General features: G+C 57.1%; 17 protein-coding genes, 3 tRNA genes and 3 rRNA genes. 4 read left to right on the top strand and 19 right to left on the bottom strand.

Annotation, left to right across the window (positions count from 1 at the left end):
* Positions 1 to 26: 26 nt before the first annotated feature.
* From ACE3OA_RS11575 to ACE3OA_RS11550, 6 genes are all read right to left on the bottom strand, one after another.
* Positions 27 to 1,604 carry a lipopolysaccharide biosynthesis protein gene (locus ACE3OA_RS11575; RefSeq protein ID WP_374310924.1) on the bottom strand — a complete coding sequence of 526 codons (1,578 nt, stop codon included), beginning with the start codon at positions 1,602 to 1,604 and terminating at the stop codon, positions 27 to 29.
* Entirely contained in the window at positions 1,588 to 2,394 is an 807-nt protein-coding gene (locus ACE3OA_RS11570; RefSeq protein ID WP_374310923.1) for a glycosyltransferase family 25 protein, read from the bottom strand. Before ACE3OA_RS11570 ends, ACE3OA_RS11575 begins: the two co-directional genes overlap by 17 nt.
* Positions 2,395 to 2,398: 4 nt before the next feature.
* Positions 2,399 to 3,469 carry an ExeA family protein gene (locus tag ACE3OA_RS11565; RefSeq protein WP_374310922.1) on the bottom strand — a complete coding sequence of 357 codons (1,071 nt, stop codon included), beginning with the start codon at positions 3,467 to 3,469 and terminating at the stop codon, positions 2,399 to 2,401.
* 50 nt (positions 3,470 to 3,519) lie between these two features.
* Positions 3,520 to 4,305 carry a CpsD/CapB family tyrosine-protein kinase gene (locus ACE3OA_RS11560; protein ID WP_374310921.1) on the bottom strand — a complete coding sequence of 262 codons (786 nt, stop codon included), beginning with the start codon at positions 4,303 to 4,305 and terminating at the stop codon, positions 3,520 to 3,522.
* A gap of 288 nt (positions 4,306 to 4,593) precedes the next feature.
* On the bottom strand, positions 4,594 to 5,568 hold the full coding sequence (locus tag ACE3OA_RS11555) for an SDR family NAD(P)-dependent oxidoreductase (RefSeq protein WP_374310920.1): 975 nt from the start codon (positions 5,566 to 5,568) through the stop codon (positions 4,594 to 4,596).
* A 116-nt stretch (positions 5,569 to 5,684) separates the two neighbouring features.
* Entirely contained in the window at positions 5,685 to 6,233 is a 549-nt protein-coding gene (locus ACE3OA_RS11550) for a hypothetical protein (protein ID WP_374310919.1), read from the bottom strand.
* Positions 6,234 to 6,552: 319 nt separating this feature from the next.
* Here ACE3OA_RS11550 and ACE3OA_RS11545 point away from each other — a divergent pair, with 319 nt between their 5' ends.
* The gene (locus ACE3OA_RS11545; protein WP_374310918.1) at positions 6,553 to 9,030 is read left to right on the top strand and encodes a tetratricopeptide repeat protein; all 2,478 of its coding nucleotides are present in this window, start codon (positions 6,553 to 6,555) and stop codon (positions 9,028 to 9,030) included.
* On the opposite strand, the gene ACE3OA_RS11540 is transcribed toward ACE3OA_RS11545, so the two are convergent.
* Positions 9,027 to 10,436 carry an O-antigen ligase family protein gene (locus ACE3OA_RS11540; RefSeq protein ID WP_374310917.1) on the bottom strand — a complete coding sequence of 470 codons (1,410 nt, stop codon included), beginning with the start codon at positions 10,434 to 10,436 and terminating at the stop codon, positions 9,027 to 9,029. The genes ACE3OA_RS11545 and ACE3OA_RS11540 overlap by 4 nt on opposite strands.
* A gap of 202 nt (positions 10,437 to 10,638) precedes the next feature.
* Between ACE3OA_RS11540 and ACE3OA_RS11535 the strand changes: the two genes are divergently transcribed.
* Positions 10,639 to 12,105 (top strand): right-handed parallel beta-helix repeat-containing protein, encoded by a 1,467-nt coding sequence (locus ACE3OA_RS11535; protein ID WP_374310916.1) that lies wholly within the window; start codon positions 10,639 to 10,641, stop codon positions 12,103 to 12,105.
* Between the two features lie 8 nt (positions 12,106 to 12,113).
* Here the strand turns inward: ACE3OA_RS11535 and ACE3OA_RS11530 are convergent, their stop codons facing one another.
* The 4 genes from ACE3OA_RS11530 to ACE3OA_RS11515 are packed head-to-tail and all read right to left on the bottom strand — an operon-like array spanning position 12,114 to position 17,398.
* Positions 12,114 to 12,815, bottom strand: coding sequence for a serine O-acetyltransferase (locus tag ACE3OA_RS11530; RefSeq protein ID WP_374310915.1), 702 nt, complete (start codon positions 12,813 to 12,815; stop codon positions 12,114 to 12,116).
* Positions 12,816 to 12,849: 34 nt separating this feature from the next.
* Positions 12,850 to 14,562: a GumC family protein gene (locus ACE3OA_RS11525; RefSeq protein WP_374310914.1), complete on the bottom strand. Its 1,713-nt coding sequence runs from the start codon at positions 14,560 to 14,562 to the stop codon at positions 12,850 to 12,852.
* A 52-nt stretch (positions 14,563 to 14,614) separates the two neighbouring features.
* The gene (gene xrtD, locus ACE3OA_RS11520; RefSeq protein WP_374310913.1) at positions 14,615 to 16,213 is read right to left on the bottom strand and encodes a VPLPA-CTERM-specific exosortase XrtD; all 1,599 of its coding nucleotides are present in this window, start codon (positions 16,211 to 16,213) and stop codon (positions 14,615 to 14,617) included.
* 30 nt (positions 16,214 to 16,243) lie between these two features.
* Complete coding sequence (locus tag ACE3OA_RS11515; RefSeq protein ID WP_374311636.1) at positions 16,244 to 17,398, bottom strand: glycosyltransferase family 4 protein; 1,155 nt, start codon at positions 17,396 to 17,398, stop codon at positions 16,244 to 16,246.
* 527 nt (positions 17,399 to 17,925) lie between these two features.
* On the opposite strand from ACE3OA_RS11515, the gene ACE3OA_RS11510 reads away from it, so the two are divergent.
* A complete protein-coding gene (locus tag ACE3OA_RS11510) occupies positions 17,926 to 19,734 on the top strand; it encodes a VWA domain-containing protein (RefSeq protein ID WP_374310912.1) in 1,809 nt (602 codons plus the stop codon).
* 25 nt (positions 19,735 to 19,759) lie between these two features.
* Here ACE3OA_RS11510 and ACE3OA_RS11505 read toward each other — a convergent pair whose 3' ends face one another.
* Together ACE3OA_RS11505 and ACE3OA_RS11500 are read right to left on the bottom strand one after the other, a co-directional pair.
* Complete coding sequence (locus ACE3OA_RS11505) at positions 19,760 to 20,689, bottom strand: glycosyltransferase family 2 protein (RefSeq protein WP_374310911.1); 930 nt, start codon at positions 20,687 to 20,689, stop codon at positions 19,760 to 19,762.
* Positions 20,690 to 20,696: 7 nt separating this feature from the next.
* Complete coding sequence (locus ACE3OA_RS11500; protein ID WP_374310910.1) at positions 20,697 to 21,584, bottom strand: glycosyltransferase family 2 protein; 888 nt, start codon at positions 21,582 to 21,584, stop codon at positions 20,697 to 20,699.
* On the opposite strand from ACE3OA_RS11500, the gene ACE3OA_RS11495 reads away from it, so the two are divergent.
* Positions 21,520 to 22,515, top strand: coding sequence for a pentapeptide repeat-containing protein (locus tag ACE3OA_RS11495; RefSeq protein WP_374310909.1), 996 nt, complete (start codon positions 21,520 to 21,522; stop codon positions 22,513 to 22,515). The two genes, ACE3OA_RS11500 and ACE3OA_RS11495, sit on opposite strands and share 65 nt — an antisense overlap.
* A gap of 141 nt (positions 22,516 to 22,656) precedes the next feature.
* Here ACE3OA_RS11495 and ACE3OA_RS11490 read toward each other — a convergent pair.
* From ACE3OA_RS11490 to ACE3OA_RS11465, 6 genes are all read right to left on the bottom strand, one after another.
* A tRNA-Met gene (locus ACE3OA_RS11490) sits at positions 22,657 to 22,733 on the bottom strand.
* A gap of 129 nt (positions 22,734 to 22,862) precedes the next feature.
* Positions 22,863 to 22,977: ribosomal RNA gene (rrf, locus tag ACE3OA_RS11485) — 5S ribosomal RNA — on the bottom strand.
* A 114-nt stretch (positions 22,978 to 23,091) separates the two neighbouring features.
* Positions 23,092 to 25,850, bottom strand: a 23S ribosomal RNA gene (locus tag ACE3OA_RS11480).
* 305 nt (positions 25,851 to 26,155) lie between these two features.
* A tRNA-Ile gene (locus ACE3OA_RS11475) sits at positions 26,156 to 26,232 on the bottom strand.
* A 35-nt stretch (positions 26,233 to 26,267) separates the two neighbouring features.
* Positions 26,268 to 26,343, bottom strand: a tRNA-Ala gene (locus ACE3OA_RS11470).
* Between the two features lie 193 nt (positions 26,344 to 26,536).
* A 16S ribosomal RNA gene (locus ACE3OA_RS11465) occupies positions 26,537 to 26,962 on the bottom strand; the annotation flags it as partial.

Genomic DNA, 26,962 nt, shown 5'->3' with positions numbered 1-26,962 from the left:
GATTGGCTCTTCCATGTCATTTCCTTTCATTGATCGCCCCCGCCGCCTGACCTGCGCTTGGCAAATCGACGCATAAGCATTCGGCGTGCATCTGCTGAAATTGCCGGCAACAGGCTTGCATAGAGCACAAACCCGAAAACGACCGCGACGAGCACGAGTTGCAGGGGACTGGAAAAATGCGCACGCGCAAAATGCATGAATACCCACACCCCGGCTCCCATCAGACAGGATGCGAGAAAGGGCGGCATACTGGCCCGCACTGTCTCAGCGTAGGCAATGCCAGCGCGCTTCTTCAAGAGCCAGAGATTGATAGGAAAGGTAAGATAGGCCCGCGCCACATAGGCGCAAGCCACGGCGACGATGCCATAGGGAGCGGCGATCCAGGTCATGCCCAAGGTGAGGCTAAGCTGTAGGATCGACAAGGTTCGCATGTCAGCCCCCCGCCCAACAGCGCTCAGCATCGGCGAGGCGAAATAGTTCAGCGTAAACGGAACAACCATCAATGCAAATATCTGAGCCAACGCGCCGGCTTCCACCCACTGAGAGCCGTAGATGACCGGAACGGCATCCGGTGCAATGACACCGAACCCGACCAGAGCCGGAAACGACACCATGGAGCTCGCCAAAATCATGCTGCGGTATGCCTTTACCAAATCCGCGTGGTTGTCTTGCAAGCGTGAGAAGGTCTGGATGGCCACCGTGGTAAACGGCTGGATCGCGCCGTTGGTCACAAGTTCGGTCATGCGCCAAGCGGTACGATAGATGCCCACAGCGGCTGCACCGATGGTGGCACCAATGATGAGATCCTGGATTCGCACCAGGAATAGAAAAATGACCTGGGCAAAGGCCATGTTGGCGCCAAAGCCCCAGACCTCCTTCAATTTCTCAAGGTCGAATTTGCGGCCAGGGGTCCAGCGATAGGCCTGCCAGGACACAAAGGTATTGAGGATCTCGGTCACCACGCGCTGCACCACCAGGCTCCAGATGCCCCATCCGAAATAGGCCGCCACAATCGCCGCCCCGCCGCCGCACGTCCCGCTGATGGCGGTACGGATCGCCAGGGATTTGTGGCTGAACTGACGCATGCAGAGCGCCGCGTGCGAGGCGCCGGCGGCAACGATAGGCAAGAGGGCCGCAACAACCATGAGCGGGTGCGCGGCGTATGGTTGGCCTAAGGCAGCAAGAACGGGGTTAGCCAACAGAATGACGGTCGCCGCGGTGACGCAGGCAAGGGCCATGTTTGCCCAGTATATCGTATCGAGCAGCTCGGGTGAAAGCGTTCGGGTCCGTGCGATGTAGTTCACAAGTCCACCGTTGGCGAGAATTCGGCCAAATTCGGAGAACAGCGTCACAATGGCAAAGGTACCGATATCGTGCGGCGACAGAATACGCGCGAGAACGACAAAAACGATGAAGGCGAACAGCTGGTTCGACGCCAGTCGCACCGCAACCCACAGAATCGACACCCGTGTCTTGCGCCGCAGCTCGCTGTCGTATGAGCCTTGATTGTCATTCTCGGCTCCCACTATAGGCGGCCCATTTCGCTTGGCATCGCCAGTCCGACTTGGCTCGGCATTTCGATGATCGTCAATGTGCGAGCGCATGCCGTAGCCGCAGGAGTGCTTTGGCCTTTCTGAGGCGCATTCTTTCCACGAAGCGACGGATACGCCGCCGCAACCTGAGACGGGCGGGAAGCACGGTGCGTTCGAAGCGACTGACTCCGATCGTCGAAGCTCCAGATTCCTCAATGAGTGGAAAGGGGAATACGCAAAGATTGCGCACGCCATGCGCCCAGGTTCGATCCATTTCATCGTCGATGGGTCGCCGGACGATGCGGCAATGCGCCAGCAATTTCGATGCCGCCGCTTTTGTAATGAGGTAGCCTTGCGTCCCGTAGGCGTGGTCAGCCAACTCGACCAAAGATTTTGATCGATCGATAAATCCATTCACGACAACGATTTGCCTGACGGGGAATTTATAATAGAGCCGCAAATAGTCGATCTTCAGGCTGGTCAGATCACTCTCGATGATTTTCCTCAGATATTCCCAGTCCACGATGACGTCATCTTCCAGAATCACATACTGATCGACATCGTCTGCAAGCAATTGGCCCCAGGCTGCATAGTGGCTTGAATAGCAACCGAGCTCTCCCGGCCGTAAAAGCCGCCCGTGGGATAGAAGAGCTTCTGTCTCGTCATAGGTAAGCGAAGCATGCAGTTCGGAATGGGCTTGAAAAAACTCCCAAGGAACAGCGCCGCCTTCAGCTCGTTCAGTGAATCGTGTCCGTCGATCCAATGCATTTGGCATGCTGATGACAATGATCTTTGTTCTCCGCGCGGTATTGCGAGGACTAACGCCACCGCCATTTGCCTCGATTTGCTCCTGGGGCCGCATTGCACTAGTTCGTCCGTAGGAAGGTGCGCCGGAACCAGGACCGACGAATATCATCCGGCAGCGCAATTCTCCTGTAATCTTCGCTGATGTCATTGGCAGCCGCTGCCAGGGGGCGCGTTGCGCGGGATGCCTCCACCCGCTCTGGTGGGAGCGCTGGCAAAGGAACCGGCGGCAAGCTGGATCGCGCTTCGGCAGCAATGCGAATCAGGGCGGTAATCTCCTTGACCACCGTCGGATCCTCCGGTCCGCCAATACCGGCAAAGACGGCGACTCCGTTCGCCATGCGATCCCCGACGACCCGGAATACGTGATCAAGGTCGATTTCGCTCCGTTGATCTGCATAGGCATAGACCATGGCCATGTCGCAGATTGAGTTGATGAGGCGCGGGACGCCGCCGGAGAAGTATTGGATGCCACCGACAGCCATGTCGTTGAAAATTGGCGCGGTCGCGCCTGCAACGCGCAGCCGATGCGTGATGTAGTGCAATGCTTCAGCGCAACTAAGCGGGGCCAAATGGTAGGAGACACTGATCCGCTGTGCGAATTGGTACAATTCCGGACTGCGGAGCTTTTCAAGGAGCTCCGGCTGGCCGACGAGAATGATCTGCAGTAGCAAATCCTTATCCGCGTTGATGTTCGAGAGCAGCCGTAACTCCTCCAGCGCATCCATCGTCAGGTTCTGCGCTTCATCGACAATCAGCACGGACCTTTTGCCGGCGCCATATTCATCGATCAGCAACAGCATCAGTTCCTGGTGAATTTCCGCGCTCGACTTACCTTTCGGATTGTGGCCAAAAGCTGACAAAGCCCAGGCCGTGATGCCACTCAACGAACTGTGCGTATTGGAAATAAGCCCGAGCCGGACGCCACGGTCCATTCGCCGCAGCAAGGTGCGAATCAATGTTGTCTTGCCAGAACCAATTTCCCCGGTAATTGCGCAGAAACCTGCCTGCCCCGCCAAGCTATACTCCAGCATGCTGAGGGCAATGGAATGCTTGCTGCTGAGGAAGAGAAAGTCCGGATCTGGCAAAAGCGAGAAGGGCTTCTCATTCAGGCCGAAGAACTCTTCATACATCGCAGCTACCCTTTCGCCGGCAGAATTCTGCCCGCTGGCTATCGATCAGTTCAACGCGCATTCAGCAATGTTCCCACAATCGGCTTTGCGCCGAGGAGGCTGGCGGATTTCTCGATCTCGGATTTAGTGGTCCTGCCACTGCGCGCGACGAGGAGAACGGCCTCGACATTTGGGAGGAACCCAAGCGTGTCACCTGATGGAATCAGTGACGGCATGTCGTAAATGATGATGCGGTCCGGGTAGCGACTATGCAACTCCCGTGCGAGCGCCGCCATGCGAGGGGAACTGAGCACTTCGGCGGCTTCGCCGTTCGGCAAGCGGGCTGGCAGAATAACCAGGCGCGGGACACCCGGACAGATCAGACAATCCCTGAGTTCTACGTCACCGCGTAGATAGTCGTCGATTCCGGCTTGAGGGGTCAGATGGAATTCTCGGTGCACCCCGGGATCGCGCAGATTCAAATCGACCAGAAGGACTGTCTGATTGACATCGAGCGCGATAGCTAAGGCCAGGTTGGCAGCGGTTGTTGTTACGCCGGCGCCACTTTCCGGGCTCGTGATCGCCAGCGTCGTCATGCCATTTGCGCGCATCCGCTGCAGAACCTGGGTACGCAACAGGCGGTAGGTATCCGATACCGGATGTCCAATCGCGTCAGCAACGACGCGTCCTTCACGGATCCGTCGTCCGTCCTGGGGCGCTATCGCTGTCTCCGTGTAGCTCGGCGTAACGCCGTTGATGGAAGTACGGTGGCCGATGGCATTCGCGGGGCGGAGCTGTTTCAGATTGCTGGACCGCGACTCTCTTGCACGCGCCATCGCCTTTTCAATCTGTTCCATTCAAGACTCCCTTGATGACGACGTCCAATAACGGCTTAGGATTGCTGCATGTGCGAAACCGCACTATAGCCTCGCGCGAATACGCTGATAAGCGCGGAGGTATCAGAGGGGAGAGACAAATCTGAATCGTCTTAAGCGCGCTGCTCGACTATTGGGCAGCGATGCGGAATCTTTTAGCATCATCGACAAGTCTTTCCGGGAAATACAGAATGGTGGTGGCACAACATTCTGCGCCGAGAGATCTCCTGTGACTTTGTCATCACAAGTGAGGCTCTGGATTTGCGGCATCTACATTCTTGCGAAGCCTCGATACCAAGACACAAAGCGCGGTACACCCTCGCACAAAGCAACCTTTGGCAGATAGCCCAGGTCGGTACGGCTCGCAGATATGTCGGCCCACGTTGCAGGTACGTCACCGGGTGAGGACGGCAAATAGTTTATTTCGGCCGGACGCCCACAAGCCTTCTCGATCAAGGCCAGAAGATGCGACAATTTCTCAGGCTGGTCATTCCCAAGATTGTAGAGTCGATGCGGTACAGTGCCTGACGGCGGACGATCAAGGGCCGCAATGACGCCCGCTACAATATCGTCGATATAGGTGAAGTCGCGGCTTTGAGTGCCATCGCCATTCAACTCGATTGGCCGGCCGGTGAGAATTGACGCTGTAAATCTGAAATAAGCCATGTCAGGCCGCCCGGCTGGCCCGTAGACAGTAAAGAAACGTAGCCCAGTCAGGGGGATTCGATAGAGACTGGCATAGGATCCGCTCATCAACTCATCGGCGCGCTTTGTCGCGGCATAAAGCGACACCGGTTGATCGGCAGGATCATCAAGGGCGAAGGGGACACGCTGGCTCGCACCGTAGACCGAGCTCGAACTCGCATAGACCATATGCTGAAGCCGAGGCAAGTTTCGCGCAAGTTCCAGCATATTGAGGTGGCCCGCAAGATTTGCGCTCAAATAGTCCAGCGGCTGATCGATCGAGTGTCGAACGCCTGCCTGAGCTGCCAGATGGACAATTCCAGAGATTGACATGCGGTGAGCGGCGACCGCTTCGTCCACACTTCGGTGCCGTGCGATATCGCCGGCGACAAACGTAAATCGAGGGTTCTCCCGCAGTTTAGCAAGCCGCGACTCCTTGAGATTGACGTCATAATAGGCATTGAGATTGTCGAGCCCAAGGACCTCATCCCCGCGATCCAAAAGCGCCCTCGCCACATAGGAGCCGATAAACCCGGCAGCGCCAGTCACCAACACAAGCATGGACTATCTCTCTCCTTTCACCGTACCGTCGCGGCGATTCGCAGCACAACACAAAGCAAAACCCCCAGAGCCACTCTGGGGGTGTCGCCTGTAGACCGTTGGCTGGGTGAACTAAGTTAAACCTGCTCAGCGGAGGAGGTCTTCCGCTTGCGGTAAGCTGCAATGCCCATACCACCCAAGGCGGTGCCGAACAGCAGGAGCGCCGGCGGTATTGGAGTCTCCGTGACCTTGACATTGAAGGCGTAATTATAGGCGTTGCCGGTCGGAGCGCTATCGCCCGCAATCCGGAAGAAATAGTCGCCGGCCGCGAGATCAGCATAGTTGAAGCTGATGCCGGTCCCGGAAGGATCGGTATAGTTGCCCAACGAACTTGTCGTATCAGCGGTGCTGAAGAGGTCGAGCGTGAGGTTCACGCTGTCCACGACCTGGCCGAAGATCGTGCCGAGGTCGGTGATTTCGCCGACCAGAGTGTTGCTGACGTTGGCGAGCGAGAAATAGATCGTGTCGGAAAATGTCTTGATCCCGCTGCCAAAGTTGGCAACGAAGCCAGTCGAACTCGCGGACGTGCTAAGAGTCCCCAGATCGAAACTGGACGCAGCGGCTGGTGTTTGAGCAACGCCGAGCGACAAGCCGGCAGCAAAGAGCAGTGCGGTTATCTTTTTCATAGTATCCCTGCCAATGTGTTTCCCTGCCAATGTCGATCAATACCCCGCGCAATCGCCAACCGATCAGACGACGTTCAGGGATCTACTACGCCACACCCTAACACTAGCTGCTATTGACTGTTGTGGCGTCTCTGCACCTTTGCTGTGACAATTTCCGAAGCGACAATTTCCCGTATCTTGACTCTCCGCAGGCACCGCACGATTTTGCTGCACCGTGTGCTCGCGTCCGCTCTTGCTTGGGGACTGTTGTCGTCTGTTTCTGTCCCATCTTGTGCTGATTCTTGTGCTGATGCGAAGCGTACCGCTATGGACACGTGCAATGGACAAATTCTCCGACTTCTTACGGCGCGTGTCACGACGTTTGCGAAAAGAGACCTTCATGATACCTGCCGCAAGTACTCTTCGCTTGATCGTCATCGCAGTCACTATCCTGCTAGCGGCTTGCGGATCACCACAGGAGCGAGAGGCCGCTCATCTCCAAAATGGCAAGGCACTCTATGCCAACGGGGATTTGGTGAAGGCGATGCTCGAGTTTCGGAACGCTCTCCAAATCAACCCGACCGGCACGGAGGCCCGATACTATGTGGGCCTGATTCTCGAACGTCAGGGCAATTTCCCAGCAGCGATATCTGCATTCCAAGAGGTATCCATGCAGGATCCCGGGAATCGTGACGCCCATCTGAAACTGGGCCAGCACGCGCTGCTGGGCGCCAATCCCGAAAGGGCTTTGCTTCATGCCGACAAGCTTATAGCGCTCTCGCCTTCCGACGCGGATGGACACACGATGCGCGCCGCGGCACTCTTGATGGATGGCAAACTCGCGGAGGCGGATATGGAAGCAACCGCGGCCCTTGCCTTGAAACCGAATGATCCGGATGCGCTTGCGGTACTCGCCAGCCAGCGTGCTCGCCAGAAGCAATTCGATCAAGCCTTGACTCTGATCGATGGCGGCCTACTGACAGCACCTGCCAGTATTCCGCTTTGGAGCATGAGGCTCGCATTGCTCCGTGATCAGGGGAATGAGGCAGGCGTAACTGACACCCTGCGCAAGTTGATCGAAATTGCTCCTGACAACCCTCGTTTCGTTCTGGACCTGGCTAAGAGCCTCGATAGCGACGGCAAGACGAGCGAAGCTCAGCATGTGTTCGTCGATGCGATTCACAAGAGCAAGTCGCCTGATTCATTGATCGAGGCCTATGCTGCATTCCTGGAGCGCACGGTAGGCGCAGAGAAAGCTATCGATGCGACGAAAGCGGCCATCGCCGCCGCTCCAGGAAACAGGACTTACGATCTACTTCTGGCACGCTTGCATATGAAGGCAGGACAATTGGATGAAGCGGAACAACTGCTCGATTCGCTGATTGATCGATCGCCCAACCTCACTGACCAGCTTGAGATCCGCGTCGAATTGGCCCATGTCGCGCAAATGCGCGGCAACACTGAGGATGCGCTCAGCCAGCTTGCCGCGATCCTCAAGGAAGACAGCGGCAACCGTAACGCATTGCTGCTGCGCGCCACCATCCAATTTACCCAGGCTAAATACGACAGCACGATTGCTGACGCCAGGTCTGTGTTGAGCGCTGAGCCGACCTCTTCGATTGCCCTGGGCCTCCTGGCACAATCCTATCTTGCCGCGAATGAGCGCGAGTTGGCGGTGGCCACTTTGCGCACCCTTGTCAACGTTGCACCCGATAGCGTCGACGCACATGTGAAGCTTGCCGGATTGCTTGCCTCAAAATCGCCGGATGAAGCTGTTCAACATCTTGACGCTGCGCTCCTGTTGCGCCCGGACATGACAGATCTACAGCTCAGCAAGGCGCAGATTCTGACCTATTCCAGGCACGGGGATAAAGGTGAAGTCATTGGGCGTTCGCTCCTCGCCGATTCCAATACGGCGGCAATAGGCCATCAAATTCTGGGAGAGGCGGCACTCGCGCGCCAAGACTATCAGTCGGCGGTAAGAGAACTGAAGGCAGCTCTCGATCTCGGCCGAGATTTCGCCATCATTGGACCCACCTTGATAGACGCCCAACGCCGAGCCGGAAGCGGCGGCGACGTCGATACCGCGGGAAATGACGCAGCCGAGACTCTCTTGGCCGGTCGTATCACGAAGACTCCTCAGGATGCAGACGCACTCATTCTCCTGGCTGACCTGCGTCAACGCGATGGCGACATCGACACAGCCGAAGATCTGTTGCGGCGTGCCATCGCGGCGGCGCCCCACAACCGGGCTGCATACCTGCATCTTTCCCTCATACTGAAGCAACGTGGCGATAAGGTCGGCACCCTTGGCCTCCTGAGAAAGACAGCGCAGATCTTTCCCAACGACAGCCTCGTCGCCGAGAGCCTCGCCATTGCGCAAGAGCTCGCAGGGGACTTTGAAGGCGCGAGAACTTCCTACGAAGCCATATTGGCAAGGTGGCCCGGCAACATAGTTGCCTCTAACAATCTTGCCCTGCTCATCGCAGACATCTGGCCGACCGACAAAGTTCTCCTGGATCGGGCGAGGCTTCTTGTTGAGGTTTTCCGCGACAGCAACAATGCAACACTGATCGACACACTCGGCTGGGTCCAACTGCGTCTCGACAATATCGACGACGCCACAATCTTGCTGGAAAAAGCGACCTCGCTCACCCCCAAAGATCAACAGATGCTTTATCACTACGCGGTCGCGCTCTCGCGCAAAAAGCTCAATGAAAGAGCCAGGCTTGTGCTGGGTAATGCCTTGGCCGGCCAACCCGACTTCCGGGGCCTTGATGATGCGAAAGTACTGTCTGCAGGCCTCGCCCGGAACTAGGGCTTAAGGATGTTGGGACGTGGTCGTGCGAGGACACCCATCGTCGCCCCCGCTTGCCGGCCCTTTGCCTCGAGTCCCCCTTCTCTTCGATCGTGAGCCTTCTGATCGGCAGATCGGCGCAACATGTAGAGCGTGTAGCCGCAAAGCACGCCATATAGAATGTCGCCTTCCAGCATCCAATGCGGCATGGTTGCCATGTTCAATAGCAGAAAGCTCAGATGTGCAGCGATCAACCGCCCGCGCACGCCCGCTGGCGTGCGTAAAGCCGTATAGAACATCGTTGCCCAAAGCGCACAAAAGACCACAACACCCAGGATTCCATACTCGTAGATCGCAGAAATGAGAGTGTTGTGGGCATAGACCGACATGGTGCCGATCCAGGCATCCGGACCAAATCCTACAACGTGATTGCGTAGAGTGCCGTTGATATAGGCCTCGATATATGCGCTCCAAATATAGGGGCGAGCTGAAAGGAGTTGTTTCTGCTCTATTGTATATTCCGCCTGCGGCTTGATGAGATCGTCAACCGATTCCAGCACCGTGGCGACATCTTGAAAGCGTTCCCGGAACACCCAGGCAATGCCTAAAACAGCAACCGCACTTAAAGCCAGCACCGCAATGCCGATGATACTGCGCTGACGCGGCGAGAAGCGGCCAATTATATCCAGATTGAACTGAGTGACGATGAGCGGGGCAAAGGCCAGAATCGCGGTGCGGTAGTTCGCCGCCACAATCCCGCCCATAAAAACAATCAACAGCAATGACCTTCGCCATAACGGCATCCCGTTTGCAAAGCAGGCAATTACCAGTCCCGTGGCAAGGACGATCGAGAAAGCGGCTTCGTGATTGTAGCCGCCAATATAGCTGACCGACCCGTCGCCTTCACTTGCCTTTACGATATGGAACAGGATCGAGAGCGCCTGAAAACCCAAGGGGGTTATGAAGGCCCACAATAGCAGGTTTGTCATCCGTTTCTCGCCGAGGGATTGCAGGCCCTCGTAGACACTGATCGTCATGATCACGAGATAGCCGAACTTAACCCCAACATCGATGATCTTTGGAATTGTATGATTGGCAAGGCCACTGAGAACAACAATGGCAATCAGCAGGTAGCACGGCACGAGCTGCTTGAGCAGCAGATGCCGGCTTCTGATCAGCACCAGTCCCAGCAGGAATATCGCCGATGATCCAAGTGCATTCCACGAAAGACCGATTGGTGAGGCGCTGAACGTAAATGTGTGATGGGCTGACGCAAGATAGCGAAAGGCCAGGGCGAAGCAGGCAAACGCCGCAATCACGCTGGGAACACGCCAAAGCCGGACACACAGCACAAGTAGAATTGCCAAGGTGGCTGGGTAGAGAAGCCACGCTGGTAGCGTCGCGCCAAATGCAAGACCTTCAGTCATCTCAGACGCACCACCTGATCCACATTGCAGCATTGCCCGCCGGAGACATAAGTGTCGCGTCAGCATATCGAAAGGCGCGGCGGCGCCTCTGCCCGTTTACCCGCTTTCGTGCCTTGTCACGGAATTGCCCCGCCCGATGCGTTGACAGGGGTGGGCACGGCCCCCAGTCTTCTCGAAAGATAGAACATATGGAAGGCATGGCATGGGCGGGATGAACGAAACCGAGGGCGATCATCAATGGCCGCAAAACACAGGCAGCCTTCGACCTGGTCGGCGGCAATTCGTCGGTGGATTTTTGGCGGCGAGTCTGCTCGCCTTCGGCCCTAAAACGGCGCAGGCGGCGCGGGCCGATGGCTTCTCCACGGAGACCACCAAAGCCATCAACGGCGCGAGGTCGGCGATGTATTTCACCCGATGGGGTGCCGGCGCCCATGACGGGCGCAGCTGGCAAAATGCCATGCCGATCGAGAGGCTGTCGAAATCTCAGGCACTTGTCATGCCGGGCAACGCACTTCTCATAGGCGTCGATCCGGCGAAGCCCTTTGTTTACGAGCTCGGCCGGAAGAAGCCCCAGGTCTTTGTGCGCAAGTCCGGTAGCAATGATGCACCAATCATTATCGCGGCTGGCGCAACCGCAGGCGTCGAAGGGCTTAACCTGCCAAGTGTTGCCGGCGATGACATGCAATTCCGGAGCGTGGCGCCCTGGTCCGTCAAGACATTCGGCAAGACGAAAGGCCCACCCTTCTTCATTGGCATAGAAAACGACGCCTCGCATATCCTCCTGGCTGGGTTCCGTATGGAAGGCACCTCGGCAGATGGATTCTTCAAGTTCAGGTCTGGTAAGATCAGATCGGCCGATTTCGACGACATAACCTTCTCCGACGTCGACGCCGTCAGTGTCGGCCGCGTGATCGAAGCGGACGAAGGGTCTCGGCTCACCAATATCACCGTGCGCAACTGCCGCGCCTTCGGCATTATTCGCGGTTTCGCACGCTTTCACAATCTGTCGCAATCGACCTTGCGCGACCTTGATCTCGACGCCAACCATCTGGATGCTGGTGCCAAGAACGTATGCCAGCTCATCGCCGTCGAGAAGGGTGCCGATATTCTCTTCGAGAACATCCTGTTGAAGAACGCAATCAGCACCAAGACCTTGCCAGACGGGTCTCCCGGATACACCCAGGGCGATGGAATTGTTTGTGAGAAGGGGACCAAGCGCGTCAGAATCCGGAACTGCCATGGCAGTTCTATGGGGGATGCCGCCTTCGACCTCAAGACTGTCGACGTGACCATCGAAGACAGCTCGTCCGAAGACTGTAAATTCGGCGCGAGAGTGTGGTCCGCGGGCAAGAACCTCATTCGCAATTGCACATTCATCCGCCCCGTGACGCGGGCTGCGACAGAGGGTTGCTGCATTCAGGTGTCCGGTCAGTGTGACGTCGTCGATACCAAGCTGCAGGCTGGAGACGGCACGTTTGCCCTCGGACTGAACAGGCTGAAACGCGGGGAGCCACCGATCGTTCGTCTGCATGGTGGTTCTATCCAGCTTGCCGGCGAAGCCGGACTCGCCAGGACCAACGCCACGGGCACGGTCGAATTGCATGACGTTGCCGTGAACGGCGAGTTGCGGACCGAAACCTATCACCTCGACAAGAATACCGTGCGATGATGCATGACTCACGATAAGGGCGCTACACGATTGACATAGTCGGCCGATCCTTGCATCGACAGCACCTTGGCTGGAATACCACCGACGACCCCATTCTCCGGTACATCTTTGGTAACGACGGCGTTTGCGCCAACAACCGCACCGTCTCCCAGGTGCACGCGGCCGATGACCTTGGCACCAGAGGCAAGGAAGACACGATCGCCCACGACCGGCGATCCCATATATTTGCCCCGATTGGCTTGTCCCAACATGATGCCGTGGGTGAAGTTCACATTGGAGCCAATCACCGCATCACCATTCACATAAATGCCGCCGAAGCGATTGATGAACAGTCCAGGCCCAACAATTGTGTATTCAGGGATGACGATTCCGTATTTATAGCGGCACCGAAGCAGGATCCATTTGGAGAGCGGATATAGCAGCAGCAGTTTTGCCCACGGCTTGACCCGGAAGTAGCCGCAGGTACGCATCCAGACCGTATACTTGAATCCAGGCGTAAAGAGGAAATGCCGGAGGAAGGATTTCAGCGTGGCGTTTCCGGCATATCGATAGAGATCCGCTTTCAGCCACCGCTTCAGCTCCGAAAGGCTGCGGGCGCAGCCGGCTGTATGCGGCCTGGCTAGATCATCGATTGTACCGGGGGTCGGCCGAGCCGCTGCATCGCCCGGAGACAATTTGCCGTCTGCTGAAATGCTCGTGCCAGCGCTCATCTAAAATGACCTCCTTGTCCGCGCGTTGATGCAATCAAAGCGGCGGCTGATATTTGATGTAGAGGAATGACGTCACGCCAATGGCGCAAAGCAGGCTGAGGCTGGCCATGCCCGCATACTTCCACCTGCGGGCACTGATTTCGGCGTGGGTCTTGATATAGGGAACGGACACCAACGGCATTTCGCCGAATACGGACAGGAGATTGCGGCCGTCATAGATGCGTGAGTCGAGCAGATCCAGCGCCAGCATGACACCCGCGCTGATCATCAACGACAGCAGCAGGCCTGCGGAATAGAGCAGCTTCCGGTTCGGCGAAATAGGCATGTCGGGGAATTGCGGCGGCTCGATGACGGAGAACGTCTCCCCTTTGCTTTGCTGCTCCATATTCTCGGCGACCTGGGCATCCGCTTCCTTATCCTTGAAGCTCTGATACCGTGTCAGCGCGGCCTGATGCTGGTCTCGCAGCGAGTTGTATTCGCTTTCGATAGCCGGGGTCTGCAGAATGCGGCTCTGTAGATCCTCTACATTGGTTTCCAGCGTTGCAATCCGCGCCTGGATACCACCTATCTGGGCGTTGGCGTCCGACAGCTGACTCTGTAACTGAATATAGACCGGGTTGTCAGGGGGACCTTGCGGCGCGGTCAGCTTGGAGATCTTCGGCGCCGTGGCAGCGGCTTCCTGGAGATCGGCAAGTTGCCGCCGCAATTTCTGTACGTCCGGATGCTGCTCCCCATAGCGCTGGAGAGCCTCATTCAACTTGCTCTGCAACGCATCGAATTTGGCGCGATCGAGTGCTGCATTGTCGACTTGGCCCAATTGGCCCTTCAACGATTCGATCTGGCGCTGAAGGCGCACGACATCGGGATGCTTCTCGCCATATTTAGCCGACATGTCGCTATATTGCAGTTCGAGCGAGAGCAACTGCGCCTGCGGCGTCGCCGGGCGTCCGTCGGACATCATCGGCGTATAGGGGCTGACCGTTGCCAGCTGGTTCTGGAGAAAGATCTTCTTATCGGTCAGTACCTGCAGATCGCTGCGGCTCTGCAGCAGTTGGGCTTGAGCCTGGTTCAGCAGCTGGGTATTGAAATTGAACTGTTCCGGCAGGCTGCCATTGTATTTCGACTTGAGCTCGAGCAGGCGCTTCTCGATATTCTGCACATCGGCGGCGAGTTTGTCGGCTTGCTCGGTCAGGAAGACGGTCGTTCCTGCGGCTTTCTCCTGACGGGTCTTGTCATTTTCGGCAAGATATATGTCGGTCAGCCGGTTCGTCACCTGCTGAGCAACGCTGGGATCGTTGTGATCGAAGGAGAGATTGAAAGCAATCGTCGCCTGGTTCTGCTGGCGGCTGCGGTTCTGCTGCCCCGACAGATCGGCGCTCACCACCTCCATCGTCACGTTTCCGCGCATGCCGTTGATAATGGCCGAGCGCGGCATCTTCTGCTGCATTTCCGGATAGAGCCCGAAACGCTCGATAATCTCATTGAGATGCTGGCTGGTCATCACTCGTTGCTGAATGACCTGCAATCGGTCATTGGCAAAAGTCGATACAGTCGACTTGACGAGATCCGCCGGCACGTCTGGCTCTTCGATCAGGATTGTGGCGGTCGATCGGTAGGTCGCCGGTAAATTCATGACGACGCCTACGGTGGCCACCATGCCAAATGCTGCGCATGCGATGCCATACCATTTGCGACGACGAAGTGCGCCCACCAAATCGATGTTGATCAGTCGGTCATCCGCTTCCATGGCCATATCGCCTATACTTTCTTCTTGACTTCATACATGCGCATCGCCGCCGTCACGGGATGAATTGCGGGAGCATCGGCAGCATTTCGCCGACGAAACTGCCCAGCAATTCGTCCGCCGCCGCAATATCGCCGCCATTGATCGGCGTGATCAGTCGCACCAGCGCCCCGTCGCGTCGATTGTGCAATACGGCATTGGTGAAAAGGCGCGCCTTGGCGCGGTATTCGTCTGTCTCAACGATGCCACCCTCGACAAACCAGTAGTAGACCAGCTGCCGTGTACTGCCCTGCGCGATGATCAGTCGATTGATCGCAATCGCCGAACTTGTTGCGCCAGCGCCATAGGGGATCATGGTCTGTCCCACGGCTTCGATCTGCCAGCCGCCGCCCGGGATGCAGACCAGCGGCGAGTGCGCCGCATTGCCGCTGTATTGAGAAAGGTAGTAGGCCGACCAGACGTTGACCAAGTCCGCGTCATTGCGCACGAAATTGACGCTGAGGTGATCGGTGGCATTTAAGGCGGCCAATGATGGTGCGTCGACTGGTGCCTCCAAGCCACGCCAAGCACCGATCTGCCGGGGAAAGAGCGAAAAGGATGTTCGAGACGGGTTGAACTCGGTGCGACCGCCTATTCCTATGGTGAGCAGCAGCGTGGCTATCGTGAGTCCGGCGACGGTTATACTGGCCCAGTCGACGGTGGACGTCCCATTCTTGAGCGCCTGAGGCACGTTGCGCTTCAGCGCCGGAAATTCGAGATCCAATCGCGTCAGCAAGGACCGGCTTTGTCCGCCGATATAGCAGAGCAGCTTCATCTCAGCGAAAAGGATCGCGAGGCTGGCGCAATAGACAATCCAGCCTTCAAAGTCATGAAAGAACCCCTCCGCCGCCGCGACGCCGAAATTATTGACGAGCAGACCTGTAGCGCCAATGCGTACGATGTTCATCGCAATGGTTATGGGAATGCTGGAAAGGAAGATGGCAAGTCGCTTCAGCGGATGGGCGTCGAAGAGATAGGCACAGAGGAACGAGAACGTCGCCAGCGGGAAAAGATAGCGCAGGCCGCTGCAGGCTTCAGCCACCTGCAACTGAATTGCCCCGAGGTCAATGACATTGCCTTGGCGGAGGACCGGAATGTCTGCGGCGCGAATGAGGGCGACTGCACCGATCGACGAGACCAGTTGCAATGCGCTGGTCAGTATCACCTGTATGCCATTGGCAAGGGGCAGTCCGAACATGAGAAAGACCAATCCCGGCCAGACGGCGCGTGCGCGGCCCTCGCCTTGCCAGGCGATGAATATACCTATCAGCGCCATGAAAAGCCCGACCTGGCCGGGAAATCGCGTCTGACTTAAGGCCTCGACCAGGCCAAGAATAAGCCCCAGGCCAACCAGACCGGCACCCAGCCAGCCGCCACGCCGATGCCGGTCGCTGCGCACAAGGTCGCGCCAGATCATGAGGCCGGCAATGAAGGGCACCAGCGGGCCGTAATTGTACTCCGGCGAATGCAGCCACGTACTGAGCGTCGCTGCGATCGACTGATGGAAGACGGCGGCGATGAGTCCACAATTGAGGGCAGCAAGCAGCCACGGTCCAGCGCCCGGCGCGACACGGCCAACGGATATGGATCTGGCTGTGGCCGATTGGGTCAGCATGGCCAGTTGTTACTCCCGGTCACCTGCATATCAAGCGGCAGCAAGATCAGCATAGACTTTCTGCGTCGCCTCCGTGATGGCGTCCCAATCGAAGCGTCGCCCAATCTCCTGGGCATCGATCTGGAACGATCGGAAGTCCTGGCGTAACTTCGCGGCCAAGGCATGAACGTGACCGCTGGCAAAGTAGTTCTGGGGGCCAAGGCCAATGTCGAGATTGGCCTGGATATCGCTCAGCATCATCGGCACGCCGAAATTGGCCGCCTCCAACGCCGCAATGGGCAGTCCCTCATGGGTGGATGGCAGAACGAACAGGCCTGCATTGCGGTAGAGGATCCGTAAAACGCCATGCCTCTGGAATCCGCAAAACACCACGTCGTCGCCGGCCTCAGCCAATAGCTTGCGCGAATAGTCGTCGTCGTGATCGGCGCGGCCGACAATCGCGAGCTTGCAATCGGGTTTGGCTGCGCGAAACGCATCGATCAAGAGATGGAATGCCTTTTCTGGCACCAGTCGGCCGACGGCGAGCACATAGCCACCCGGCTTCAGACCCAGGGCGCGCAGTTGCACCATCTCTTCGCCTATGGCGGGATCGGCCGCCAATTCCGTTGCCCCGTTTGGAATGTAGGAGATGCGCACTTGTCGCTCTTGATATCGGCGGCGCAACTCCTCCGTCACTGATTTCGATACGACAATAACACGATGCGCAGCCTTGATCGCGCATCGCTCACCAAGGCGCAACACCCATTTGGCCAGGGCGTTCCATTTGGCGCGCGCAAAATCCTGGCCATGATGTGTGACGACCAGTTTCATGCCTAGTATGCGCACCAACGGTCCCAGCAGGGCTGGGCCAATTCCATGGATGTGGACTAGATGCGCCTTAAGAAGGAAACGGGCGTAGAAGACAGCCAGCGTCGTATTGCTGATCGCCTCGAGATACTTGTTTCTTGCCGCCGGCAAGGGCACGACCCGGATACCCTGGCAATCATAGGCTTTGTTGCCGACATAGGGACGGCGGCCGACAATCGTAATGTCGAAATCGCCACCCAACTTGGCGAGACGCGGAAAAATCTGTTCGCAATGTGATTCGATCCCACCCATGACGCCGGGTAGACCTCGCAATCCGGTCACGCAGATTCGCATCTTCTGGCTTTTGGCTTCTGTCATTTGTCCTCGGCCTGGCTTCACCAAAGTCTTCCGCATCTGGCGCGGCGCAACGTGTGCCATTTCGGCAGCGCAGCAAGAATTTTTTCGGCCCGCAGGATGCTAGACTTTTGCCCTGTGATCGGCCAGTCAGCTATTAGACTAATCACGTTATCATCTGTGATATTCCGGTATTACGGGCGCACTCGGCCGCGCATCTCTCAGGGAAGATTGAGGAAATCGTTGGGCTCTGCGGCGTTTGGTCGAGCTAACACCAAACGCGACAGGTCGTTAAATATATAATAATTCGGCATATTTCGGACTTTATTGAAATCTGACACTGATGTGTAGAGCTAGCGATGCCGCACATGGCACTTACGGCGCCAAACATCATAAAGCTGTGACAAGTTTATTCTCTTAACGTATTAAAATGTAAAAGACGGATATTCTTACCTGTTTTATGTAAGAGAGCGTTGACTGAACCGAGCGTGCGCGGGTTAGCTTGTCGCCGATAAAGATTCCGCAGTGCAGCGATCCTTAATGCAGCTCAAAATTCAGGCATGGAGCGAGCGATGAACATGGACTCAAACCTCGGTTCCGGTTCCGGTACCGCCGCAGAAGCAACCGTTCACGAAGGCGATATCGGGGGCGCTTTTCTCACCCAATCCGCTGAGCCCGGCGTCGTGAAGGTCGAGGTACCGGATGGACAGAATGTCGTGCGCGTTCCCGTTACCGCCAACGAAACGATTGAGCTCCCTTTCCCGGCCGACGGCCTGGACGCGCGCCTGGGTACCGATAATGGCAATCTCGCGATCAAATCGGGCGACGTAACGATCATTCTGCAAGGCTACACCGACGCCAGCGAGATCGGGCTCGTTGAAATTGTCGGGTCAGATGGCGTGCCGGTTGACGTTGCCGCGGAGATCGCGGCGACGGATCCCAATCTCGATATAGCAACCGCAGCTGGCCCCGCAGCTGGCGATGCAGGGGACAGTCCGGAAAACAACGGGGGTATCTTTTCTCCCTTCGATCCGGCTCCCGGAATCGATGGCTTCAAGGCCATAGGTGGCCTCCACCCCACTGCGTTGAGTTATACCGTCGTCGAACGGGCTCAGCTTTTTTACGATCCGCAAGACGATGCGGCACCGCTTACTGTCGACGACACCGAGGATCTGGCGCCCATCAACTACAACGACGCCAACAGCGGGCGTGAAAATCGCTATCGCGACACAAATGTCATGATCGTGCTCGACGTGTCGGGCTCGATGAAGGAAGACGCGGATTCCAGTGCGGCCGGCGTGCAGTCGCGTCTCAGCATCGCCAAGTCGGCTCTCAGCAATCTCCTGCATACATACGAAACCCTGGGTGATGTCCGCGTCACCGTCGTTGCCTTCAGTATCGGCGCGTCAATTGCCTTCGACTGGGGCAGCGTGGCCGACGCGATTGCCGCCATTGATGCACTGACCGCGGGCGGCGTCACCAATTACGATGCCGCCCTTGAAGCGGCGGCAACCGCCTGGACGGCCCCAGGCAAATTGGATGGCGATGTCGACAACGTCGTCTACTTCCTGTCCGACGGCAAGCCGACCTGGGGTGGCGGATTCGGGAACCATCTCAGCGCGACCGATAGGGCGGAATGGAACGATTTCCTCGAGAATCCCAGCAATGGCGTCGATCACGTCTACGCGGTCGGCATCGGCGATGATATTGGCAGCGTTAGCCTGCCTGATCCTGACCTGACGCATGTCGCCAATCCCGATGGCAACAATGTCCCTGCCGGGGAAGTCATCTACGTAACCGACCCGCTTGATCTCGGATCAGAGTTGGTTGGCACGGTCGAGGGAGTGGCCATTACCGGAAATGTCCTGAGCGGGATCGACACGTCCGGTCTCGGCGACAATGGCTCGCCCGGCGCGGCTGATGTCTCCGGCGACGGCGCCACCCACATCTATACATTCAACTATGACAGTCCCGATGATGGATACGACGTGACATTCAGCTGGGACGGGAGTGCCGCGACGGTCACGCAGGAGAATGTCGGCGGCAGCAATGTCTCCATTTCCGGTCGCGAGGTGTCATTTGACACCGAGTCCGGCCGTATGACTTTCAATTTTGACACCGGCGGCTATTCGTTCACCCCGGGCGCCATTTCCGAGGATACGAGCATCATCTTCCACTACGGCACGCGCGATGCCGATGGCGATGTTGACGTTCCCGGTGGGGTTGATGCGGATGGCGCTGCCGGCGGCGCCGAGCTGGTCATTTCGATCATCGGAGACGAGCCGCCTGTGGCGTTCGCACGCTTCGAGGCACCCGCCGAATACGCTGCGCCAGCTGTGTTACTGGGTGATCAGGAAGCTGCCTTGGTCGTCGCCGGTTGAAGGTCCGGGGACCGGTGCTGCACTCTCAGCGCCGGTCGACCGATTTAAGGGCCAGCCGGGCTTTGTGGTATGTCACCCGCAACCCATAGTGACAGGCGCGCGCCATAAACCGCGGCGCCAGCGACGACGCCAATGCCCGCGCCAAATGGCTGAAGGTTGCACCCGCATCGTAGAAGGTCATGGCGTTGATCTTTGCAAGCAGCATCTCATGCTCCGCCCGAAGTTCGCGAATTGCCGCGTCTTGGCCTGACAGCATGCCATAGACCGTCTCGAACACCATCCGGTGCCCGGCCATTACCTTGGCCGGGTTGGCGGAGATCTGCCCTGTGCCATCATAGTAGTAATGGAGCAATGCTTCCGGCACCATGTGCAACGCACCGGCCGTCGACAGGCGCAGCCACAACTCCCAATCCTGGCAGCTCGGCATATCCTTGCGGAAACCACCGACCGCATGGAAGGCATCAGCGGCGACGAGGCATGAAGAAGTCGGCCCGATGACATTGTGCCGCATCAGCTGATGTTGCGATATGACCGTCTGCTCGATGATCTTGTGCCGAACCCTGGTGCCCCGACGATATGCAACCCCACTGAAGACGGCGACGATTCCTGGGTCGCGGGATATCACCTGGATCTGCATTTCGAGCTTGTTCGGGGCCCAGGCATCGTCGGAGTCCAGAAAGGCAAGATACGTCCCGCCGGCAGCGCGCGCGCCTAGGTTCCGCGCCTCAGGCGCACCCACTGACGCGAGATTCCTGATGACGCGGACCGCTATCTTTTCATGGCCTTCAAAGCCGCGCGCGACGTCGAAGGTACGATCGCTCGACCCGTCATCGACAACGATGATCTCCTGCGGCGGCCAGCTCTGCGCCAAAGCACTTCCGATGGCTCTGGCCAGCACGTGCTCACGGTTCTTGGCAGGGATGACGACCGAAATGCCGCCTGGACGATCTGGCATCCGTGCATCAGACACGTGCGTCACCGCGCATGGTCTTATAGGCCAACCACCAGATCGTGGGCAGCGCGCCGGCGCTCTTCATGCAATCCCAGATGATCGAAGCCTTGTCATCCTTGAACTTGAGATTTGAGAGTTTGATGCCGGCAACGCGGCGATGAAAAATCGTCTCGCCCAGCAAGGCGCGATGCTTCTGCAGCGATTTGATGAAGAGTTCTTCCTTGCCGGTCGCAACTTTTTTCAGACTTTTGGTAATACTGTCATTGTTGCCGGTTCGCCGCAGGAAGAGCGGGCGCGGAACGTAGACAAGCGGTTGCCGCTGCGCATAGCGAAGATAGATATCCCAATCTTCACCCCAGCTCAGTGCCTCGTCGAAGGGCTCGGCGAGAAGCCTCGCCCGTTTAGCCATGAATCCGGTCGTTCCCGCAAATTTGTTGCCATAAAGCAGCTTGGCCGTATCGATGTGCGTCACTGGCCGCACAACCTCTCGCCCGGTCTCTAGGACAGAGAAACCGGTCACCGACGCATCTTGATCGCCCATGGCCGCCAGCTGCACCTCGAGCTTATTCGGCAGCCAGACATCATCGTCGTCGAGAAATGCGACATATTCCCCGTCGGCGAGCCTGACGCCAACATTGCGCGCAGCACTCGGACCGGAACGCTGGGTGTTGCGGTGATAGGCGATTCTGCCCTCAAAAGGAGCCAGAGCAGCCATCAGATCGACTGAAGAACAATCGTCGATCACAATCACCTCGGTGTTCGGGTAGGTCTGATGCAATGCACTTTCAACCGCCTCCTTGAGGGGGGCTGGCCGGTTGCAGGCGGAAATAACGATGCTGATCTTGGCGATTTGGGGTCTGTCTGTCGTGGATTGGGCAGGCAGTTCATGGGCAAACAAGGTGGCCTCACATCATCTTCTGGCGGGATTCTGGCACCCGCCTGCTGGTGCCAGAATGCCGGGAGATGGGCTTCTGGTTGGTAATAAAGTCGTACTCATCAGGGACAAATTGCTGCTGCCGGCGGCCGCGGTGATGGCTACACTGGGTATAGAGCTGGGGTTTCCCATGGAAATCAGGCAATGCAGCAGGCGCGGCGACGGGAAATCGACGATGGGGTTTTCAGGACAGACAAGGTGTCCGGTACTGATCAAGCTGGTGGCGCTGCTGCTGAGCTGTGTCATTGCCTCGCCCAGTCTCGCCGATTGCAATGATCGGCCCGGCCCCGGCGTGGATTGGTCAGGCTGCCTCAAATTGAACCGCCAGATGGCGAATGATGACTTTCGCGGTGCCAATCTGGTCGGTTCAAATTTCACAAAGAGCAATCTTTCCGGCACAGACTTCACCGGCGCCAATTTGAGCAACGCCATTCTGGTAAGAACAAAGCTCTCTGGCGCAAATTTGAGCCGGGCCGATCTCAGCAAGGCGATGCTGGATCGTGCCGACTTGCGGGGAGCCGATCTCAGTTCAGCCCATCTCTCCAAGGCTGAATTCCATCGTGTCGACTTTACGAATGCCAAGCTGACAGGAAGCCTTCTGGAAGGGGCCGAACTTGGACGGGCCATTCTTGTCGGCGCCGATTTGAGCGGTGCCAATCTTCAGAACGCCTATTTGGCACGCGCCAACCTCAGCAATGCGCTGCTCAAAGGCGCCAATCTGCGAAATACTGACCTGTATCTGGCCGATCTCCAAGGAGCCGACCTCTCTCTGGCGAATGGCATGACGCAAGATCAACTCAGCAAGAGCTGTGGTGACGCCAAGACGAAATTGCCCGCAGGATTGATAGCGCCAGAATCCTGGCCCTGCATCAATGGGCCGGGAAATGAGCCCTAAAGGCCGGCGACCTGTCGGCCGCCCCCGTCTGTGTATTTCGGTCATGATGACGCATGGTCGTTTGAGCGTGCTATCGCGTTCAGCGCTCACTGGACCTTGGAATCGAAACGCCCCGCGTTTTGGGCGCGGGGCGTCTTTTAATGGTTGCGGGAAGAGGATTTGAACCTCTGACCTTCAGGTTATGAGCCTGACGAGCTACCGGGCTGCTCCATCCCGCGTTAAGTCGGCTGGAAGTAGCAAAGGCGCGCTTTGTGTGAAGCGCGCCTTTGGAGTTTGTGATTGCCTGTCTCCCGACGCCCTGGCGTAGGGAGATTGATCTGATGCTGATTGCTATTCGGACTTTGAAGACCTGGCGGCGACCTACTCTCCCGCGTCTTGAGACGAAGTACCATTGGCGCTGAGGGTTTTCACGGCCGAGTTCGGGATGGGATCGGGTGCAGGCCCCTCGCCATAACCACCAGGTCATCGAAGGCCGAATGCCCCTGCCGCGAAGGCGGCAGAGTTTAGATTACCAAAGTTGAACTGCTGAATGTGCCGAGGCCGATCAGTCTCGTGTGCATTGCAAGTATGAAGATGAGAATCAAGCCAGTGGAGCGATTAGTACCGGTTAGCTCCGTACATTACTGCACGTCCACATCCGGCCTATCAACGTGATGGTCTTTCACGGCTCTCATAGGGAGTATTAGTTTTGAGGTGGGTTTCCCGCTTAGATGCTTTCAGCGGTTATCCCGACCGTACATAGCTACCCGGCGATGCCGTTGGCACGACAACCGGTACACCAGAGGTACGTTCACCCCGGTCCTCTCGTACTAGGGGCAAATCCTCGCAATACTCCAACACCCACGGCAGATAGGGACCGAACTGTCTCACGACGTTCTGAACCCAGCTCACGTACCACTTTAAATGGCGAACAGCCATACCCTTGGGACCTGCTCCAGCCCCAGGATGTGATGAGCCGACATCGAGGTGCCAAACGACTCCGTCGATATGGACTCTTGGGAGTCATCAGCCTGTTATCCCCAGCGTACCTTTTATCCGTTGAGCGATGGCCCGTCCACGTGGGACCACCGGATCACTATGACCGACTTTCGTCTCTGCTCGACTTGTCAGTCTCGCAGTCAGGCGGGCTTATGCCATTGCACTCGACAGCTGATTTCCGACCAGCCTGAGCCCACCATCGCGCGCCTCCGTTACTCTTTGGGAGGCGACCGCCCCAGTCAAACTACCCACCATGCAGGGTCCCGGTCCCGGATAACGGGACGCGGTTAGATATCAGAGAACCAAAGGGTGGTATTTCAACGTTGCCTCCACACCGACTGGCGCCGGCGCTTCATAGGCTCCCACCTATCCTACACATTCATTCCCTAATACCACTGCAAAGCTATAGTAAAGGTGCATGGGGTCTTTCCGTCTAACCGCGGGTACTCCGCATCTTCACGGAGAATTCAATTTCGCTGAGTTGGTGTTGGAGACAGTGGGGAAGTCGTTACGCCATTCGTGCAGGTCGGAACTTACCCGACAAGGAATTTCGCTACCTTAGGACCGTTATAGTTACGGCCGCCGTTTACTGGGGCTTCGATTCAGAGCTTGCACCCCTCCTCTTAACCTTCCAGCACCGGGCAGGCGTCAGACCCTATACGTCGTCTTATGGACTTCGCAGAGCCCTGTGTTTTTGTTAAACAGTCGCCACCCCCTGCTCTGTGCCCCCCACCCGCAGTTGCCTGCAGATGGGGCCCTCTTCTCCCGAAGTTACGAGGGCAATTTGCCGAGTTCCTTCAACACCATTCTCTCAAGCGCCTTGGTATACTCTACCAGTCCACCTGTGTCGGTTTAGGGTACGGTCTATACGCTGGAGTTATTTCCCGGAACACCTTCGCTGCACCCACAATCCGATAAGCGGGTACAACATACGGCATTCGTCACTTCCAGCAGGCCCTGGAATATTAACCAGGTTCCCATCGACTACGCCTTTCGGCCTCGCCTTAGGGGCCGGCTCACCCTGCGCGGATTAACCTTGCGCAGGAACCCTTGGACTTACGGCGACAGTGTCTCTCACACTGTTTATCGCTACTCATGTCAGCATTCTCGCTTCCGTTACCTCCAGCATGGCTCGCGCCACACCTTCACAGGCTTGCGGAACGCTCCGCTACTGCGTGATCAAGGACGCTACCTTGATCACACCCGCAGCTTCGGTGCATGGCTTTAGCCCCGTTACATTTTCGGCGCAGGACGGCTTAACTAGACCAGTGAGCTATTACGCTTTCTTTAAAGGATGGCTGCTTCTAAGCCAACCTCCTGGCTGTCTTGGCCTTCCCACATCCTTTCCCACTTAGCCATGACTTGGGGACCTTAGCTGGCGGTCTGGGCTCTTCCCCTCTCGACGACGAACCTTAGCACCCGCCGTCTGTCTGCCGGACTATAACCCGTTGGTATTCGGAGTTTGGTTAGGTTTGGTAAGGATCGCTCCCCCCTAGCCCATCCAGTGCTCTACCCCCAACGGTGAACATCCGGCGCTCTACCTAAATAGATTTCGCGGAGAACCAGCTATTTCCGAGTTTGATTGGCCTTTCACCCCTATCCACAGGTCATCCCAAACCTTTTCAACGGTTACGAGTTCGGCCCTCCAGTCGGTGTTACCCGACCTTCAGCCTGCCCATGGATAGATCACCCGGTTTCGGGTCTCATCCTACGAACTATGGTCGCCCTATTCAGACTCGCTTTCGCTACGCCTTCATCTATCGACTTAAGCTCGCTCGTAAGACGAACTCGCTGACCCATTATACAAGAGGTACGCGGTCACCCCGCAAGGAGGCTCCCACTGCTTGTAGGCATTCGGTTTCAGGTACTATTTCACTCCCCTCATCGGGGTGCTTTTCACCTTTCCCTCACGGTACTGGTTCACTATCGGTCATTGAGGAGTACTTAGGCTTGGAGGGTGGTCCCCCCATGTTCAGACAGGATTTCACGTGTCCCGCCCTACTCAAGGATATAAAGCCTTCCTACCCATACGGGGCTATCACCCACTATGGCCCGCCTTTCCAGACGGTTCTGGTTCGAAGACTAAATACCACTGGCCTGGTCCGCGTTCGCTCGCCACTACTAGCGGAGTCTCTGTTGATGTCCTTTCCTCCAGGTACTGAGATGTTTCAGTTCCCTGGGTTTGCCTCCTTACCCTATGTATTCAGATAAGGATCACCTTACGGTGGGGTTTCCCCATTCGGAAATTCACGGATCAAAGCCTGCTCGCGGCTCCCCGTGACTTATCGCAACGTGCTACGTCCTTCATCGCCTCTCAATGCCAAGGCATCCACCAAATGCCCTTAACGCGCTTGATACTCACCTTCAATCTCACAAGCTGAGACCAAAGGCCTCGGCACACTCAGCAGTTCAGTTGGTAATCTATACGACCACAGGCTCAAGTAGATGACAGCTTCCCTCCCCCAACCATTGGCCAAAGCCAACGCTTAGGTGAGTTTCGCAGCCACCCACATGCGGTTTATACGGAAAGACCGCCCGTGGTCGCTTGCATCAGATCTACAATGACAAACAGCTTTTCAAAGACATGCACCAAACCGTAGCCCGGTGCTCTCGTCCTCAAACTTATACGGCTCGAACCAGCTAAAGCGGCTCGCGCAAACGATGGTGGGCCAGGGAAGATTTGAACTTCCGACCTCACGCTTATCAAGCGCGCGCTCTAACCAGCTGAGCTACTAGCCCATTTCTTCCGAAGATAGACGTCCCATCAAAGCTCCTGGTGGAGCCGATCGGGATCGAACCGACGACCTCAAGCTTGCAAAGCTAGCGCTCTCCCAACTGAGCTACGGCCCCGACGGAGTAAAACTCCGCTGCCGGGCTTCATCAGCAATGCTGACGACGCCCAAGCATCTATCTTCGAGAAGGGATACGCAGACGGCGGATCCGCAGGATTGCTCCCGCAGAGCCAAGTGTCTTGAGTGGTTTTCAGTAGTTGTAAGTAAAGCTCAAAGAGGGTTGTGAGACCCCTGCCCTTAAGCTTCCTTAGAAAGGAGGTGATCCAGCCGCAGGTTCCCCTACGGCTACCTTGTTACGACTTCACCCCAGTCACTGACCTTACCGTGGTAGGCTGCCTCCTTGCGGTTAGCACACCTGCTTCGGGTAAAGCCAACTCCCATGGTGTGACGGGCGGTGTGTACAAGGCCCGGGAACGTATTCACCGCGCCATGCTGATGCGCGATTACTAGCGATTCCAACTTCATGCACTCGAGTTGCAGAGTGCAATCCGAACTGAGATGGCTTTTTGAGATTGGCTTGGCCTCGCGGCCTCGCTCCCCATTGTCACCACCATTGTAGCACGTGTGTAGCCCAACCCGTAAGGGCCATGAGGACTTGACGTCATCCCCGCCTTCCTCCGGCTTGTCACCGGCAGTTTCTTCAGAGTGCCCAACTAAATGATGGCAACTGAAGATGA

It is taken from the genome of Dongia sp. (assembly GCF_041906375.1).
Lineage (GTDB): Bacteria > Pseudomonadota > Alphaproteobacteria > Dongiales > Dongiaceae > Dongia.
The sequence above is the reverse complement of the archived record's forward strand: the minus strand, read 5'-3'. Positions and strand labels throughout refer to the sequence as shown.

Coding starts and splice junctions, on each gene's coding strand:
- ACE3OA_RS11575 (WP_374310924.1), bottom strand. CDS start 1,604: ATGCGCTCGCACATTGACGATCATCGAAATGCCGAGCCAAGTCGGACT.
- ACE3OA_RS11570 (WP_374310923.1), bottom strand. CDS start 2,394: ATGCGGCCCCAGGAGCAAATCGAGGCAAATGGCGGTGGCGTTAGTCCT.
- ACE3OA_RS11565 (WP_374310922.1), bottom strand. CDS start 3,469: ATGTATGAAGAGTTCTTCGGCCTGAATGAGAAGCCCTTCTCGCTTTTG.
- ACE3OA_RS11560 (WP_374310921.1), bottom strand. CDS start 4,305: ATGGAACAGATTGAAAAGGCGATGGCGCGTGCAAGAGAGTCGCGGTCC.
- ACE3OA_RS11555 (WP_374310920.1), bottom strand. CDS start 5,568: ATGCTTGTGTTGGTGACTGGCGCTGCCGGGTTTATCGGCTCCTATGTG.
- ACE3OA_RS11550 (WP_374310919.1), bottom strand. CDS start 6,233: ATGAAAAAGATAACCGCACTGCTCTTTGCTGCCGGCTTGTCGCTCGGC.
- ACE3OA_RS11545 (WP_374310918.1), top strand. CDS start 6,553: ATGGACAAATTCTCCGACTTCTTACGGCGCGTGTCACGACGTTTGCGA.
- ACE3OA_RS11540 (WP_374310917.1), bottom strand. CDS start 10,436: ATGACTGAAGGTCTTGCATTTGGCGCGACGCTACCAGCGTGGCTTCTC.
- ACE3OA_RS11535 (WP_374310916.1), top strand. CDS start 10,639: ATGGGCGGGATGAACGAAACCGAGGGCGATCATCAATGGCCGCAAAAC.
- ACE3OA_RS11530 (WP_374310915.1), bottom strand. CDS start 12,815: ATGAGCGCTGGCACGAGCATTTCAGCAGACGGCAAATTGTCTCCGGGC.
- ACE3OA_RS11525 (WP_374310914.1), bottom strand. CDS start 14,562: ATGGAAGCGGATGACCGACTGATCAACATCGATTTGGTGGGCGCACTT.
- xrtD (WP_374310913.1), bottom strand. CDS start 16,213: ATGCTGACCCAATCGGCCACAGCCAGATCCATATCCGTTGGCCGTGTC.
- ACE3OA_RS11510 (WP_374310912.1), top strand. CDS start 17,926: ATGAACATGGACTCAAACCTCGGTTCCGGTTCCGGTACCGCCGCAGAA.
- ACE3OA_RS11505 (WP_374310911.1), bottom strand. CDS start 20,689: ATGCCAGATCGTCCAGGCGGCATTTCGGTCGTCATCCCTGCCAAGAAC.
- ACE3OA_RS11495 (WP_374310909.1), top strand. CDS start 21,520: ATGCTGATCTTGGCGATTTGGGGTCTGTCTGTCGTGGATTGGGCAGGC.